Origin of the sequence: Paracoccus sp. (in: a-proteobacteria) (genome assembly GCF_030538695.1) — a bacterium.
Taxonomy (GTDB): domain Bacteria; phylum Pseudomonadota; class Alphaproteobacteria; order Rhodobacterales; family Rhodobacteraceae; genus Paracoccus.
This window is the reverse complement of record NZ_JAUNTN010000002.1, coordinates 43,984-58,545: the sequence shown is the minus strand read 5'-3', so window position 1 is coordinate 58,545 and position 14,562 is coordinate 43,984. Positions and strand designations below refer to the sequence as shown.

The 14,562-nt window shown below is 63.2% G+C and carries 13 protein-coding genes; 5 read left to right on the top strand and 8 right to left on the bottom strand.

Features of this window, described 5'->3' with window-relative positions; translation table 11 throughout:
* Positions 1-152 precede the first annotated feature (152 nt).
* Positions 153-773: a LysR substrate-binding domain-containing protein gene (locus Q4G24_RS01285; RefSeq protein ID WP_303364685.1), complete on the top strand. Its 621-nt coding sequence runs from the start codon at positions 153-155 to the stop codon at positions 771-773.
* Positions 774-832: 59 nt separating this feature from the next.
* On the opposite strand, the gene Q4G24_RS01280 is transcribed toward Q4G24_RS01285, so the two are convergent.
* Positions 833-2,791, bottom strand: a complete 1,959-nt coding sequence (locus Q4G24_RS01280; RefSeq protein ID WP_303364684.1) for a protein meaA — start codon at positions 2,789-2,791, stop codon at positions 833-835.
* Positions 2,792-3,006: 215 nt separating this feature from the next.
* On the opposite strand from Q4G24_RS01280, the gene ccrA reads away from it, so the two are divergent.
* Entirely contained in the window at positions 3,007-4,287 is a 1,281-nt protein-coding gene (gene ccrA, locus Q4G24_RS01275) for a crotonyl-CoA carboxylase/reductase (protein ID WP_303364683.1), read from the top strand.
* 31 nt (positions 4,288-4,318) lie between these two features.
* Here the strand turns inward: ccrA and Q4G24_RS01270 are convergent, their stop codons facing one another.
* Positions 4,319-5,533, bottom strand: coding sequence for an aromatic amino acid transport family protein (locus Q4G24_RS01270; protein WP_303364682.1), 1,215 nt, complete (start codon positions 5,531-5,533; stop codon positions 4,319-4,321).
* Positions 5,534-5,640: 107 nt separating this feature from the next.
* Here Q4G24_RS01270 and Q4G24_RS01265 point away from each other — a divergent pair, with 107 nt between their 5' ends.
* The gene (locus tag Q4G24_RS01265; protein ID WP_303364681.1) at positions 5,641-7,176 is read left to right on the top strand and encodes an ATP-dependent RecD-like DNA helicase; all 1,536 of its coding nucleotides are present in this window, start codon (positions 5,641-5,643) and stop codon (positions 7,174-7,176) included.
* A gap of 57 nt (positions 7,177-7,233) precedes the next feature.
* Here Q4G24_RS01265 and Q4G24_RS01260 read toward each other — a convergent pair whose 3' ends face one another.
* The gene (locus tag Q4G24_RS01260; RefSeq protein ID WP_303364680.1) at positions 7,234-8,022 is read right to left on the bottom strand and encodes an EcsC family protein; all 789 of its coding nucleotides are present in this window, start codon (positions 8,020-8,022) and stop codon (positions 7,234-7,236) included.
* Between the two features lie 21 nt (positions 8,023-8,043).
* On the bottom strand, positions 8,044-8,586 hold the full coding sequence (locus tag Q4G24_RS01255) for a GNAT family N-acetyltransferase (RefSeq protein WP_303364815.1): 543 nt from the start codon (positions 8,584-8,586) through the stop codon (positions 8,044-8,046).
* A 106-nt stretch (positions 8,587-8,692) separates the two neighbouring features.
* Between Q4G24_RS01255 and Q4G24_RS01250 the strand changes: the two genes are divergently transcribed.
* Both Q4G24_RS01250 and Q4G24_RS01245 read left to right on the top strand, forming a co-directional pair.
* On the top strand, positions 8,693-9,289 hold the full coding sequence (locus Q4G24_RS01250) for a flavin reductase family protein (protein WP_303364679.1): 597 nt from the start codon (positions 8,693-8,695) through the stop codon (positions 9,287-9,289).
* Positions 9,286-9,816, top strand: a complete 531-nt coding sequence (locus Q4G24_RS01245) for an adenine phosphoribosyltransferase (protein WP_303364678.1) — start codon at positions 9,286-9,288, stop codon at positions 9,814-9,816. Before Q4G24_RS01250 ends, Q4G24_RS01245 begins: the two co-directional genes overlap by 4 nt.
* 61 nt (positions 9,817-9,877) lie before the next feature.
* On the opposite strand, the gene Q4G24_RS01240 is transcribed toward Q4G24_RS01245, so the two are convergent.
* The 4 genes from Q4G24_RS01240 to thrC are packed head-to-tail and all read right to left on the bottom strand — an operon-like array spanning position 9,878 to position 14,554.
* On the bottom strand, positions 9,878-11,275 hold the full coding sequence (locus Q4G24_RS01240; RefSeq protein ID WP_303364677.1) for an FAD-binding oxidoreductase: 1,398 nt from the start codon (positions 11,273-11,275) through the stop codon (positions 9,878-9,880).
* A gap of 50 nt (positions 11,276-11,325) precedes the next feature.
* Entirely contained in the window at positions 11,326-11,907 is a 582-nt protein-coding gene (locus Q4G24_RS01235) for a GNAT family N-acetyltransferase (protein ID WP_303364676.1), read from the bottom strand.
* Positions 11,904-13,133 carry a pitrilysin family protein gene (locus Q4G24_RS01230; RefSeq protein ID WP_303364814.1) on the bottom strand — a complete coding sequence of 410 codons (1,230 nt, stop codon included), beginning with the start codon at positions 13,131-13,133 and terminating at the stop codon, positions 11,904-11,906. The genes Q4G24_RS01235 and Q4G24_RS01230 overlap by 4 nt, the downstream gene beginning before the upstream one ends.
* A gap of 32 nt (positions 13,134-13,165) precedes the next feature.
* A complete protein-coding gene (gene thrC / locus Q4G24_RS01225; RefSeq protein ID WP_303364675.1) occupies positions 13,166-14,554 on the bottom strand; it encodes a threonine synthase in 1,389 nt (462 codons plus the stop codon).
* Positions 14,555-14,562: the final 8 nt, after the last annotated feature.

The window sequence follows — 14,562 nt, the reverse complement described above, 5'->3', positions numbered from 1 at the left end:
CCAAGAAAACAAGGGACCGGAAGGGCTGCCTTCCGGGGATTTCCGGCCCATTAGCCCGAAAAAACGCCTCGAGTCAAGCCGGGCGGGCGTTAACGGAATCTTCAGCCATGGCTGTTATGACAGGCCAACCGAGAGAAAGACCAGACAATGACATGACCGCAGATAGCAACCCAACCATCGTTCTGAACACGGTGCCGTTGATCGTAGACTTCGCCATTCCCGCGCTGATGCTGATTGCGGATCGGTTTCCGGCGCTGCAATTCCGCTATCGCTCCAGCTTTGAACAGGCGCCGCTTGGGGTGCTGGCGGATGGTGTGCATATTGCTCTGCGGGCCGGGAAAGGCCCCGATGTGCCGGGAATGACGGCCCACCGCATCGGACCGCTGCCCTTCGGGATTTACGGCTCGCAGGATTATCTGGCGCGTCATGGGCCGATTTCAGGATCCGGCACCGGGCATCGGCTGGTCAGCCACGATCAGCCCGCCGATTACGCGCCTTTTGACAGATGGGCGCGGGTGCATCTGACCGAAGCGCATGTCGTGCTGCGCAGTTGTGACGAATCGGCCCAGCGTTTCGCCATCCGCAGCGGGAAATGCGCCGGTTTCCTGCCGTTTTCATCGCTGGCCTATATGCCGACATTGGCAGAACTGCACCCGCCCTTGCCCGATTGGCAGGCGATGCTCTGGTTGTTGTCGCCCGACGCACCGCTGCCGCCGGATGCCGCGCAAGCCATCGACGCGCTTGGGGCGCTGATGGCGCGGTCGCTGGCATGAGCGTGCGCGGCTTCATCCTCGGGCTGATGGCCCTGACCTGTCAGCTTTGGCGGGCAGCCTCAGGCCGCCGCCCCTGCTGGCTCGACCATCGCCACAATATCCATCATAATCTGGTTCAGTTGGAAATCCTTGGGCGTATAAACCCGCGTGACCCCCATCTGACGCAGCCGGGCCGCATCCTCGTCCGGAATGATCCCCCCGACCAGCACCGGGATATGCGCCAGTCCGGCCGCCCGCATCCGGTCCATCACATCCTGCACCAGCGGCAGATGACTGCCCGACAGGATCGACAGACCGACCACATGGGCCTGATCCTCGATCACCTTGGCGACAATCTGTTCAGGGGTCAGGCGGATGCCGTCATAGGTGATGTCCATGCCGCAATCACGGGCGCGAAAGGCGATTTGCTCGGCACCGTTGGAATGACCGTCCAAACCGGGCTTACCAACGACAAACTTCAGTCGCCGCCCCAGGCGGGTGCTGACCGCATCGACCGCTTCGCGGATGTCCTCCAGCCCTTCGGTCCGGTTGCTGGGGTTCGGGGAAACCCCGGTCGGACCGCGATATTCACCATGCACTGCCCGCATGATCCCAGCCCATTCGCCGGTAGTCGCGCCCGCTTTCGCAGCGGCGATACTGGCGGGCATGATATTTTCCCCCGCCCGCGCCGCATCACGCAGCGCGCCAAGCGCAAGCTGCACCGCACCCTCATCACGGCTTGCGCGCCAATCGTTCAACCGGGCAATTTGTTCGGCCTCAACCGCCGGATCAACGACCATGATGCCACCATCACCCGCAACCAGCGGCGAAGGCTCGCCCTGCTGCCAGCGGTTCACCCCCACGACGATGGTTGCGCCGTCCTCGACCCGGTTCAGCCGCGCCGCGTTGGATTCGACCAGCCGCGCCTTCATATAGTCAATCGCCGCAATCGCCCCGCCCATCGCGTCCAGCGTCGCCAATTCGTCGCGTGCGCCAGCCTTGAGCGCCTCGACCCTGGCGGCAACCGCCGGGTTCCCGTCGAACAGGTCGCCATATTCCAGCAGGTCGGTTTCATAGGCCATGATCTGCTGCATCCGCAGCGACCATTGCTGATCCCACGGCCGCGGCAAGCCCAGCGCCTCGTTCCACGCCGGAAGCTGCACGGCCCGCGCCCGCGCATTTTTCGACAGCGTGACCGCCAGCATCTCGATCAGGATACGATAGACATTGTTTTCCGGCTGCTGCTCGGTCAGGCCAAGGCTGTTGACCTGCACACCATAGCGGAAACGACGGAACTTCTCCTCCTCGATCCCGTAACGGTCGCGGGTGATTTCATCCCACAGCTCGGTAAAAGCCCGCATCTTGCACATTTCGGTGACGAACCGAATGCCCGCGTTCACGAAAAAGCTGATCCGCCCAACCATCGCCGGAAAATCCTCGGCCGGGACCTTGCCGCGCAGGTCGTCCAGCACCGCGATGCCGGTCGCCAGCGCATAGGCAAGCTCTTGTTCCGGCGTCGCCCCCGCTTCTTGCAAGTGATAGGAACAGACGTTCATCGGGTTCCATTTCGGCAGATGCCGCGCGGTATAGGCTGCCACATCGGTAATCATCGCCAGCGACGGCTTCGGCGGACAGATATAGGTGCCGCGCGACAGGTATTCCTTGACCAGATCGTTCTGCACCGTGCCTTGCAGCGCGGCAATATCGGCCCCCTGCTCCTCAGCCACCGCAATATACAGCGACAACAGCCACGGCGCGGTCGCATTGATCGTCATGGACGTGTTCATCTGTTCCAGCGGAATCTGATCGAACAGCGCCCGCATATCGCCAAGGTGGCAAATCGGAACGCCGACCTTGCCCACCTCGCCCCGCGCCAGAATGTGATCGCTGTCATAGCCGGTCTGCGTCGGCAGATCGAAGGCCACCGAAAGCCCCGTCTGCCCCTTGGCCAGATTCGTACGATACAGCGCATTGGATTTCGCCGCCGTCGAATGACCGGCATAGGTTCGGAACAGCCAAGGCTTATCTTTCTGGACCATAACGCGCACCCGCAACAATATTTCAGTCGCAGAACAAATACCGCAACAATAATGCCCCGTCAATTCGCCGCGATGCAGCAGACCACCCCAAAACGTCAGGTCATAAAATTACAACACGGCAATGATATTGGTTGCAATGTTGCGCAGCCACATCTAGCGTTCAGGGCAAGCCCGCCGATTCTGCGGCGCGGCATGAACAGCTTTGAAGGTGAGACATGGCCCTCGACGCCCCGACCCCGATCGCGCCCTATGATGCGCCCAAGAAAGACCTTTACGAAATCGGTGAAATGCCACCCTTGGGTCACGTCCCTGCGCAAATGTATGCTTGGGCGATCCGGCGTGAGCGTCACGGCGAACCCGACAAATCCTTTCAGGTCGAGGTCGTGGACACCCCCACCATCGACAGCCACGAAGTTCTGGTCATGGTTATGGCTGCGGGCGTCAACTATAACGGCATCTGGGCCGGGCTTGGGGTGCCGATCAGCCCCTTTGACGGGCATGGCGCGGATTATCACATCGCCGGCTCTGACGCGGCGGGTATCGTCTGGGCCGTGGGCGATAAGGTGAAAAGCTGGAAAGTCGGGGATGAGGTCGTCATCCACTGCAACCAGGACGACGGCGACGACGAGGAATGTAACGGCGGCGACCCGATGTTCAGCCCCACGCAGCGCATCTGGGGTTATGAGACTCCGGACGGCAGCTTCGCCCAATTCACCCGCGTGCAGGCGCAACAATTGATGCGTCGCCCGCAACATCTGACCTGGGAGGAATCCGCCTGCTATACGCTGACGCTGGCCACCGCCTACCGGATGCTGTTCGGACACGAACCACATGAGTTGAAACCCGGCATGAACGTGCTGGTCTGGGGTGCCTCGGGCGGCCTCGGTTCATTCGCCATCCAGCTTATCAACGCGGCGGGCGGCAATGCCATCGGCGTGATTTCCGAGGAGGACAAACGCGCCTTCGTCATGGGCCTTGGCGCGAAAGGCGTCATCAACCGCAAGGATTTCAAATGCTGGGGGGCGCTGCCCAAGGTGAACAGCCCCGAATACAAGGAATGGTTCACCGAGGCGCGCAAGTTCGGCAAAGCCATCTGGGACATCACCGGCAAGGGCAACAACGTCGATATCGTGTTCGAACATCCGGGCGAGGCGACCTTTCCTGTCTCGACACTCGTCTGCAAAAAAGGCGGCATGGTGGTCATCTGCGCCGGGACCAGCGGGTTCAACTGCACCTTTGACGTGCGTTATATGTGGATGCACCAGAAACGCTTGCAGGGCAGCCACTTTGCCCATCTCAAACAGGCGTCCGCCGCAAACAAGCTGATGCTGGAACGCCGCATCGACCCCTGCATGTCCGAAGTGTTCCCCTGGGCGGAGATCCCGCAGGCGCATCTGAAAATGTATCGCAACGAACACAAGCCGGGGAATATGGCGGTTCTGGTCCAGTCCCCGCGCACCGGATTGCGCACATTTGAGGACGCGCTGGAGGGCTAAGAAACCCAAAGGGGCGTCAGTCCGGCGCCCCTTAAAACAGCCGATAAAGAATCGCGCTGATCGCAATGCACCCCATCACCGCGACAAAAGCATTGGACCGGCCGCCGCGATAACGCGCCAGCGCAGGGATGCGCTGAAAAGCGTAAACCGGCATCAGATACAGAATTGCCGCAATTACCGGGCCGGACAGCGACTCGATCAGCCCAAGGACCGAGGGGTTCGCCACCGTAACCGCCCATGTCGTCACGAAAATGAACGCAGCAATCCCTGCGTTCAGGTGACGATCGGGCATGGTCCGCACAACCCCGCGCAGGATACCACGCAGCCCCTCGGCGGCACCAAGGTAATGGCCGAAAAACGACGAGGCGATGGCGACGATCGCCACCACCGGACCCAGCCATGCAATAAAGGGGCTGTCCTGCACATTCGCCAGATAAGACAGGATCGGCAGGTTCTGCGCCTTGGCCTCGGCCAGTTGCGCGGGCGTCAGCGCCAGCACGCAGGAAAACACGAAAAACATCACAAAACCGACCAGCATTATGGCAGTATTGCGCAAAATACGGCCAGCGCGAGCCTCGGCCTCTGGTCCATATTCGCGGGCCATCGCGCAGGAAAACTGTGAGATCGCGGGGGAATGGTTAAAGGCAAACACCAGCACCGGAATCGTCAGCCAGATCGTCAGCGCCGCCGTATCAGGGGGAGAGACATCACGCAGGGCCGACAGGTTCCATTGCGGGATCAGCCAGACCGAGACGAACAGCAAAATCACGATCAGCGGATAGACCAGCCAGCGCGTGACCGTCAACATCACCCGCTGTCCCGCCAGCATGACCGCCATCATCGCGGCGACCAGCAGCCCCGCCAACAGCCAGCGCGGAGGCGGGGTCAGGCCAAATTGGTTGGCAATCAGACTGTCCACCGTATTCGTGATGCCGACTCCATAAATCAAAACAACGGGATAGATTGACAGAAAATACAACAGCGTGATCGCCCTTCCGGCCTGAGGACCGAAATGCTGCTGCACCACCTCGGTGACATCCGCCCCTTCGCGGTCCCCGGACAGCACGAAACGCGACAGCCCCCGATGCGACAGCCATGTCATCGGCCCGATCAGAATGGCCATGATAACCAGCGGCCAAAAGCCTCCGATCCCGGCATTGATCGGCAAAAACAGGATTCCCGCCCCGACCGCCGTGCCGAACAGGCCAAGCATCCAGCCCATATCCACCTGATTTCCACGCGCCATAGGTCCGGCTTTCGCTTGCTGCATTTTTGGGCAGGGTATCACCACGCGCAGGGGAACGGCAATCCGTGCGGCTTTGCTTTGCCTCGGGCCTCGGGTAAGGACAGCATATGACCGCCTTAACCCTTTCCTCCGATCAGGCCGAAGCCTGGGACGCGCTGGCCGAAACCTTCGCCGCCGCCGGCATCGACCTTGTGGCCGAGGAAGTCATGCCACCCATGCCCGGCAAGGGGCGGGTCATGGCGGTGACGGGCAAAGCGGGTTCAGGCAAGACCCTGCTGCTGGCCGAACTGACCCGCGCCTTGCGGGCCGCCGGGCTGCAACTGGTCACGGGCGACTGGGAAAGCAACGCGAAACATGACCGCCGCAGCGTGGCCGTGCTGGCCCCGACCAACAAGGCAGCCTTTGTGCTGCGGATGCGCGGCGTGCCTGCGACGACCATTCATCGCATCCTTTACACCCCCGTCTATGACCCGGAATATGAGCGCATCGTCGAATGGCTGGCCGGCGAAGGCCCCCGGCCCGCCCCGGAAAAGCTGACGGATGAGCGCCTGACCCCCGAGGCGCTGGACCGCGCCAAGGCGTTCTACGACCTGCACGCCTCGGTTCCCGGTGCGCTGGCAGCAGCGGGCTTGCGCGGTTCGGATTTCATCCGGGGCTGGAAGCGGCGCGAGGAAGGGCTGGATGTCGGGCTGATCGACGAAAGCTCGATGCTGGACGAACGCCAGTTCGACGACCTGCGCGAGATTTTCTCGACCCTGATCCTGTTCGGTGACCCGGCACAGTTGGCCCCGGTCGGCCTGTCCGGTCAGATGGTGTTCGACCGGCTGGCCCCGGCACAGCGCCTGCATCTGCACCGCATCCACCGGCAGGAAAGCGACAGCCCGATCCTTGATTTGGCCCATGCGCTTGCTGATGAAAGCCTTGATTTCGCAGGGTTCGAGCGCATGATCCGCGATGCCGCTGCCCGCGACCCCCGCGTTATCTGGGCCGAGCGCGTCGAATCCGACCTGATGGCTCGCAGCCCGGTTCTGGTCTGGCGCAATGCGACGCGCATCCGCCTGATCTCGGCCTTTCGCGCCGCCCATCAGGCCCCCGAAGACAGCCTGCTGCCCGGCGAACCGCTGATCTGCGACGGGATCGAACTGCCGCTGAAGCACCGCAAAAAGCGCATCGACCTAGAGGCTCGCGGCCTCATCAAAGGCGCGCAGGTGGTCTATATGGGACCGGGCCGCAAACCCGGCTTTGCCCGGCTGCATGTCATCGGCGCTGAAGACCCGCGCCTGTCCGCCGCCAGTATCATCAAGATCGAAAAGCCAGACGAAGAAGAACCCTTCATCCCTGCCGCCGCCCGCATGGGTGCGATTTTCCTGCATGGCGCGGCGGTCACGATCCACAAGGCGCAAGGCTCGCAATGGCCCGATGTGCAGGTTTTTGGCCCCGATATTTCCGCCGCCGCATGGTCCGGCCGGGTCGAGGCCGGGATTCCGCTGTGGAAACGCCTCGCCTATGTGGCCATCACCCGCGCACAAGAGCGGCTGTTCTGGATCACCCGCGCCCGGCTGGCCCGCCCGGCCGGACCACTGACGCTGGACGATCTGGAAGCCCCCGCCCCCACGCTGGAACTGGCGCGCGAGGACGACTGAATCTTTTGTCCCTAAATATCCAATCCGGCATCTGACGCAAAACGGCGTTCAGTCGCTTCAATCCCGCAATTGCGCAATCCGCAACCGCACAGCCTCTGCCACCGCCTCGCGCGGCAGATCTGCTTCATCGGCCAACCGCATCATCCCGAAATGCACCCGCGCAAGCTGTTGATAATAGGCCGCAAAGGTATAGTTGATCGAGGCACCCGCCACCGCGCCAAGCACCGGCGCCGCCTGCGCTGCCAGCTTTTGCGCCAGCGTGGCTGACAGGCGCGGCGCGACCTTGGCAATCAGCCCTTGCAACGTCTGACCAGTGATCGTCAGCCGCGCCGCCAGCAGGCCAACATCGGTGCCGTCGTCCTCGGTCCCCGGCCCGCCCGCTGCGAAAATCAGCAGACATTCGCGCCGCACCTCGTCACTGTCGGGATCAAATCCATGCTCTGCCGCGATTTCCAGCATCGCCCGCAGCAACAGGGTGATCGTCACCGGCAATTCGACCACCGCGCCCGGCAGCCCCGCCACACCGCCCGCGACCCCGCTGGCCGTCGTCGCCAGGCGATTGAACCAGTCGCCACGATCGCGCACCACCCGGCGCGAACGATCCGCGGCATCATAGGCTCGCTCCAACCCAAGCGTCACAATCTTGTCCAAACGGCGGGTGACAAAAGACGGCAGCCGTTTCAGCGCCGATTCTGCGCTGCCCCCCACCATGTTCATAATCTCCATGCCTATGCCGCCTGCACGCAGATAGCGCCGCGCCAGCCGGTCGATTGCGGCATGAACGGTCGGATCGGTGATCGGCGGCAGGACAGCCTGCCCCTTTGCTGGCATCGTCGAACGCGGCATCGCATCCCTTTCGCTGCGCCCTCAGCCGCGCGCGATATGCACCTCGCGGCAATCGGGCAAATCAGACCCGGCGGCGCCGTCATCACGCTCGACCGGCCCCGAGACATCAACCCACGCGCCGGGCGTAAGTTCCAGACCCAGCACCCGGTCCGGATTGGTGGGCGGCGGCATCTGGACGTGATCCAGCTTGGTAAAGCCGAATCGCCGGTAATAGGGCGCATCGCCAACCAGCAGCACACGATCCGCTGCCAGCCCCCGCGCCCGGTCCAGACTTTCACGCATCAGCCATGCCCCAAGCCCTTCGCCCTGCGCTGTCGGATGCACCGCGATCGGGCCGAGCAGCAGCACGGGTAATCCCGCCACGCGCACGGGCCAATAGCGGATCGCAGCCAGCAAAACGCCCCCTGCATCGCGCAACAGCAGACACAACGGCCCGACCGGCGGCACCCCGTCCCGCAGCCGATAAGACGACAGCGCCGTTCGCCCCGGCGCAAAGCACAGATCATAAAGCGCCTCGACTTCGGGCGTATCCTTGGGCGTTTCGGGACAAAGACTGTATTCCATGCGCCGCAAATAATCATCCCACGCCCGGCTTGTCACCGGGAAAATACGCTGGTGCTTGCCCCCGTGGCATGGCACTTTCAGCCCCAGTCCTGATGCGAGTTCCGCCATGTTCTATCGCCCCGAAAACGGCCACGGCCTGCCGCACAACCCTTGGAACGCTATCGTTGCACCCCGACCGATCGGCTGGATCTCGACCCGCGCGGGTGGACAGGACAACCTTGCCCCCTATTCCTTTTTCAACGCGCTCAGCTATGAGCCGCCGCAGGTCATGTTTGCCTCGACCGGGACCAAGCCCGACCGGAACGGCACCAAGGACAGCCTGTCGCTGATCGCGCAATCGCAGGTCTTTTGCGTTAACATCGCCCCCTACAGCCTGCGCGACGCCATGAACGCCAGCTCCGCCGCCCTGTCCGCCGACCAGTCCGAGTTCGACATCGCCGGGCTGACCCGCGCAGAATGTGCAACCATCGACTGCCCCCGCGTGGAACAGGCTGCCGCAAGTCTGGAATGTCGCGCAACCCGCATCCTGCAACTGGCCGGAAACGTCAATTTCATGGTGCTTGGTATCGTGACCGGAATCCATATCCGCGACGATTTCCTCAAGAACGGGATTTTTGACCTGTCCGACGATGGCTGGCTGGCGCGGATGGGCTATAGGGATTATGCCCGCGTCACAGACCGCTTCCAGATGGACCGCCCATGAAAACCGTCAAAGACTATATCCGCAGCATCTATGACTTCCCGCATGAAGGCATCATCTTTCGTGACGTGACCACGCTGTTTGCGGATGCACGCGGCTTTCGCATGGCTATCGACCAGCTTTTGCACCCCTATGCGGGTGAGCGTATCGACAAGGTTGTGGGTCTTGAGGCGCGCGGCTTTATCCTTGGCGGGGCCGTCGCGCACCAACTGACCACCGGCTTTGTGCCGATCCGCAAAAAGGGCAAGCTGCCCGGAACGGTCATTTCCGAAGCCTATACGCTGGAATATGGCGAAGCGGTCGTGGAAATCCATGACGATGCCCTGCGCCCCGGCGACAAAGTGCTGATCGTGGACGACCTGCTGGCCACCGGGGGGACCGCAGCCGCCAGCATCAAACTGTGCCAGCGCCTTGGCGCCGAAGTCATCGGCTGCGCCTTTGTCATTGACCTGCCGGATTTGGGCGGGCGCAAGTTGCTGGAATCGCTGAACATGCCAGTCCACGCACTTTGCGAGTTCGAGGGCGAATAGCCCCAAAAGCAACCAGAGCATGATTCGCCCTCCTTTCAAGGGCGATCATGGCCGCAAAGGGTTAAGATTCCGTCACCGCCGGCAAAATAACCCCCGGATTCAGGATACCCGCCGGATCAAACAACGCCTTGATCCCGGCCATCATCTGCACGCGGGCGGGATCACCCCAACGCGCCAAATCCTTGGTTTTCAGGCGTCCAATACCGTGTTCCGCGGAAAACGACCCGCCGCGTGACACCACCATATCATGCACAAGCTCCTGCACCCGCGGCGCGTCATAATCCGCACGACTGCGCCCCGGTGCCGGAAACACATTGTAATGCAGATTGCCGTCTCCCAGATGGCCAAAGGCGTTGATCCGCACCCCCATCCCGGCCAGCATCGCCCCGGCATCCCGCAGAAAATCCGGTATTTCCGACAGGGGCAAGCTAATGTCATGGCTGGAAATCGAGCCGATCCGCCGGTTTGCTTCCGGCAGGCTTTCGCGCACATGCCAGAACTCAGCCGCCTGCTGCCCCGATTGCGCGATCACCCCATCAAGAACCAGCCCCCCGGCCATCGCTGCCGTAACCAGCCCTTCGCTCGTCACCTCCGGGTCCAGCCCCTCGGGCAGGCCAAGCTCTAACAAAACCAGCCAATCCGGGCGCGGGTCAAAAGGCTGCCGCAGAGGCAGAACCTCGTCCAGAAAGCGCAACCCCTGCCCCGAGATCAGCTCGAACGCCGACACGCAGCCCGCCAGCCTCGCCCCGGCCAAAGCCAGCAGATCCAGCGCCGCTGCCGGGTCTGGCACCACCAGCATCATCACCGCCTGCGCCGCAGGACGCGGTGACAAGGCCAGACTGGCGGCGGTAATGACCCCCAGCGTCCCCTCGGACCCAATCAGCAGATCACGCAGATCATAGCCCGTGTTATCTTTGCGAAGCCGCTGCAACCCGTTGATAACACGTCCATCTGACAGAACAGCCTCGACCCCCAGACATAAGGCGCGGGCATTGCCATAGCGTAACACATTCACCCCGCCCGCATTGGTCGCCAGCACCCCGCCAACCGTCGCAGACCCCTGAGAGGCAAGCGCCAGCGGAAACAGCCGCCCTACGTCCTCGGCCGCATCCCGCACCGCCTGCAAGGTCACACCCGCCTCGGCCACCAGCACGTTTTCCGCCGGGTAAACCGCCCGCACCCGCGCCATCCGCACCAGCGACAGGATCAGCGGCGCAGCATCCGGCATCACCTGCCCGCTGACCAGCCCGGTGCCGCCGCCACGCGTGACCACCGGCACCCGCGCCGCCTGCGCCGCCCGCAGCACCGCGGCGACCTCATCCACGGAACGCGGCGCTGCCACCACACCGCCCTGCCCCCGCCAGCGCCCGCGCGGCTCGGTCAGGTAAGCCTCGGTCAGCGGACGAACCACCCCTTCGGGCAAGTTCCGGGCAAAATCCTCATCCGCATCTCTGAGCATCTTTTGTCCATAAATATCCCGGGGTCCGGGGCAGCGCCCCAGTTCTGCCCTCACCGCACATCCGTCCGCCCGCGCCTGTCCCCACGCAGATTCGCATAAAGCACATGGTTCCGCCAGCGCCCGTTGATTTGCAGATAGCTTTGCGCGACGCCTTCGTATTTGAACCCAAGTTTTTCCAGAACCCCGCGCGAGGCCGCATTTTCAGGCAGGCAGGCGGCCTCGATCCGCGACAAGTCCATGACCTGGAAGCCATGATAAACAACGGCTTCCAAGGCTTCGCGCATATAGCCCTGCCGCGCGAACTGCGCCCCGATCCAATAGCCGACAGTGGCCGCCTGCGCCGGGCCGCGACGGATATTGTCCATGGTGATAGCCCCCAGCAACGTGCCATCATGCCGGATCAGAAACAGCGGCAAAGCCGTCCCCTGACGGCTGGCGCGGGCCGCCCAATAGACGCGGTTGGTGAAACTTTTGCGGGTCAGGTGGTCGGGTGACCAGACGGGTTCCCAGCGGGTCAGAAAGTCCCGGCTTTCCACCCGCAGCGCCGCCCAAGGGGCAAAGTCGTGATGCGCAGGCAGGCGCAGGGTCATGCGGTCTGTTTCCAGCCGCAGGCCCCGCCGCCGGAACATCACGCCGCAAGCCTTTCGGCCAGCGCCTCACGCGCGGGGGCCGCTGCAACCGGGCCATAGAGCGCCAGCGCAGGCCGCGCCTTGGCCAGCATCGCCTGCGCATGGTCACGCAGATCCCGCGCCGTTACCGCGTCGATTTTCGCGGCAGCCTCGGCAGGGTCCGGCACCCGGCCCCAGATAGCCAGCGCGCGGGCGATCCGCTCAGCCTGCGACGAAGGGCTTTCCAGCCCCATCAGCAGCGAAGATTTCATCTGCGCCTTGGCCCGCGCAATTTCGGCATCCGTCAGCCCGTCAGCCGCGCGGCGGATTTCATCGACGGTCAGTTCCGCCAGCCCGGCGACCTCATCGCCGCCGGTCCCGGCATAGATGGTCAGCATCCCGGTGTCATGGTGGAATCCCGGCTGCGCAAAGATCGTATAGCACAGCCCTTTTTCCTCGCGCAGCTTCTGGAACAGGCGCGAGGACATACCGCCCCCAAGCGCCGCCGCGAAAATCTGCGCGGCATAGAAATCCTGCGCCAGATAGCCCGGCCCTTCCAGCGCCAGCGCGAAATGGGCTTGCTCCAGATCCTTGAGATGACGGGCCTCGGCCCCCTGCCAGCGGGCGGCATCACGGGCCGCCATCGGGCGCGGCGGCAGGTGGCCAAAGGCAGCCTCGGCCTGACGAGCGATCTGGTCGTGATCCACCGCCCCGGCGGCCGCAAGAATCATGTGCTGCGGGCCGTAATGTTCCGCCACAAAGCCCGACAGATCGGCGCGGGAAAACCGGCGCACGGCCTCGGCCGGGCCAAGGATCGGGCGGCCGATAGGCTGGTCGGGATAGGCTGCCTCTTGCAGCCAGTCAAAGATGATGTCGTCGGGCGTGTCCAATGCCTGCCCGATTTCCTGCAAGATCACACCGCGCTCGACCTCGATTTCACGCGCATCAAAGGTCGGGTTCAGCAGAATGTCCGAGATCACATCCAGCGCCAGCGGCACATCACCCGCCAGTACCCGCGCATAATAGGCGGTCACATCGCGCGAGGTATAGGCGTTCAGATAGCCGCCGACATCTTCGATCGCCTCGGCGATCTGCAAGGCGCTGCGGCTGGTCGTGCCTTTGAAGGCCATATGTTCCAGAAAATGTGCAATGCCGTTCTGGTCTGCACGCTCGTCACGGCCCCCGGCATCGACCCAAATGCCGATGCTGGCGGAATGAAGGCCGGCCATGTTGCGGGTGGCAATGCGCATCCCGTTGGGCAGGGTGGTCAGGTTGAAATCGCTCACGCTGTTCTCCGTTCAAGGATCAGCGATTTAAGCGCATCGAGGCTATTTTCAAGCCGCACCACCCGTTCGGGCTTGTCGAACAGCCCCTCCATATGCGGCGGCAGGTCGGGGCGCAGCCCGACAGCCTCCTGCACCGCATCGGGGAACTTGGCCGGATGCGCGGTGGACAGTGAAATCATCGGCACGCCCGGTTTCACATGCTGGCGGGCGACGGCCACGGCCACGGCGGTATGCGGACAGATCACCTGCCCGGTCTCGGCCCGGATGGTGCGGATCATGTCCAGCGTTTCCGATTCAGACACACGGCCGCTGTCATAAAGGCTGCGCAACGCCTGTAATGCGCCCTGGGAAATGCGGAAACCGCCCTGCGCCAGCTCATCCATCAACTGCCGCACCGCGCCTGCATCGCCGTCATAGGCCATGAACAGCGCCCGTTCAAAATTGCTGGACACCTGAATATCCATCGACGGGCTGATCGAGGGTTCGACCCCCGCTGGCCGGTATTCCCCGGTTTTCAGTGCGCGGTCCAGAATGTCATTCTGGTTCGTCGCAATCACCAGCCGATCCACCGGCAAGCCCATCGCGCGGGCAACCGAGCCGGCAAAGATGTCGCCAAAGTTCCCGGTCGGCACCGTAAAGCTGACCTTGCGATACGGCGCCCCCAGCGACACGGCGCTGGTGAAATAATAGACCACCTGCGCCAGCACCCGTGCCCAGTTGATGCTGTTCACCCCGGCCAGCCCGACCGTATCGCGGAAGGCGTGATCGTTGAACAGATCCTTGACCCGCGCCTGACAGTCATCGAAATGCCCGTCCAGCGCGATGGCGTGGACATTGCTATCGGCGGGTGTGGTCATCTGGCGACGCTGGACTTCGGACACGCGGCCATGCGGAAACAGGATGAACACATCGACATTCGGCAGGCCCCGGAACGCCTCGATCGCCGCCGAGCCGGTATCGCCCGAGGTCGCCCCCACAATCGTGATCCGCTGCCCCGACCGCGCCAGCGCGATCTGGAACAACTGCCCGATCAGTTGCATGGCAAAGTCCTTGAAGGCCAGCGTCGGGCCGTGGAACAGCTCCAGCAGGTGATGGCCGGGGGCAAGCTGGACCAGCGGCGCACGGGCGGCATGACCAAAGCCCTGATAGGCGTGGGCAATGGCCGCCGTCAGTTCCGCATCGCTGAAACTGTCGCCGGTAAAGGGCCGGATGATGCGCAGCGCGGCGTCCTCATAGGGCAACCCCTCCAGCGCGGCGATCTGGTCATGGGTCAGGGTCGGGATGGTCTGCGGCAGGTATAACCCGCCGTCACGGGCCAGCCCGGTCATCATCGCCTGTTCAAAACTCAGCACCGGGGCCTGACCCCGAGTCGAAATATACTGCATCGCCCGAC

What these genes read in the sequence shown, in the direction of transcription:
- Q4G24_RS01285 (WP_303364685.1), top strand. Translation starts at nt 153, where the DNA reads ATGACCGCAGATAGCAACCCAACCATCGTTCTGAACACGGTGCCGTTG.
- Q4G24_RS01280 (WP_303364684.1), bottom strand. Translation starts at nt 2,791, where the DNA reads ATGGTCCAGAAAGATAAGCCTTGGCTGTTCCGAACCTATGCCGGTCAT.
- ccrA (WP_303364683.1), top strand. Translation starts at nt 3,007, where the DNA reads ATGGCCCTCGACGCCCCGACCCCGATCGCGCCCTATGATGCGCCCAAG.
- Q4G24_RS01270 (WP_303364682.1), bottom strand. Translation starts at nt 5,533, where the DNA reads ATGGCGCGTGGAAATCAGGTGGATATGGGCTGGATGCTTGGCCTGTTC.
- Q4G24_RS01265 (WP_303364681.1), top strand. Translation starts at nt 5,641, where the DNA reads ATGACCGCCTTAACCCTTTCCTCCGATCAGGCCGAAGCCTGGGACGCG.
- Q4G24_RS01260 (WP_303364680.1), bottom strand. Translation starts at nt 8,022, where the DNA reads ATGCCGCGTTCGACGATGCCAGCAAAGGGGCAGGCTGTCCTGCCGCCG.
- Q4G24_RS01255 (WP_303364815.1), bottom strand. Translation starts at nt 8,586, where the DNA reads ATGGAATACAGTCTTTGTCCCGAAACGCCCAAGGATACGCCCGAAGTC.
- Q4G24_RS01250 (WP_303364679.1), top strand. Translation starts at nt 8,693, where the DNA reads ATGTTCTATCGCCCCGAAAACGGCCACGGCCTGCCGCACAACCCTTGG.
- Q4G24_RS01245 (WP_303364678.1), top strand. Translation starts at nt 9,286, where the DNA reads ATGAAAACCGTCAAAGACTATATCCGCAGCATCTATGACTTCCCGCAT.
- Q4G24_RS01240 (WP_303364677.1), bottom strand. Translation starts at nt 11,275, where the DNA reads ATGCTCAGAGATGCGGATGAGGATTTTGCCCGGAACTTGCCCGAAGGG.
- Q4G24_RS01230 (WP_303364814.1), bottom strand. Translation starts at nt 13,133, where the DNA reads ATGCGCATTGCCACCCGCAACATGGCCGGCCTTCATTCCGCCAGCATC.
- thrC (WP_303364675.1), bottom strand. Translation starts at nt 14,554, where the DNA reads ATGCAGTATATTTCGACTCGGGGTCAGGCCCCGGTGCTGAGTTTTGAA.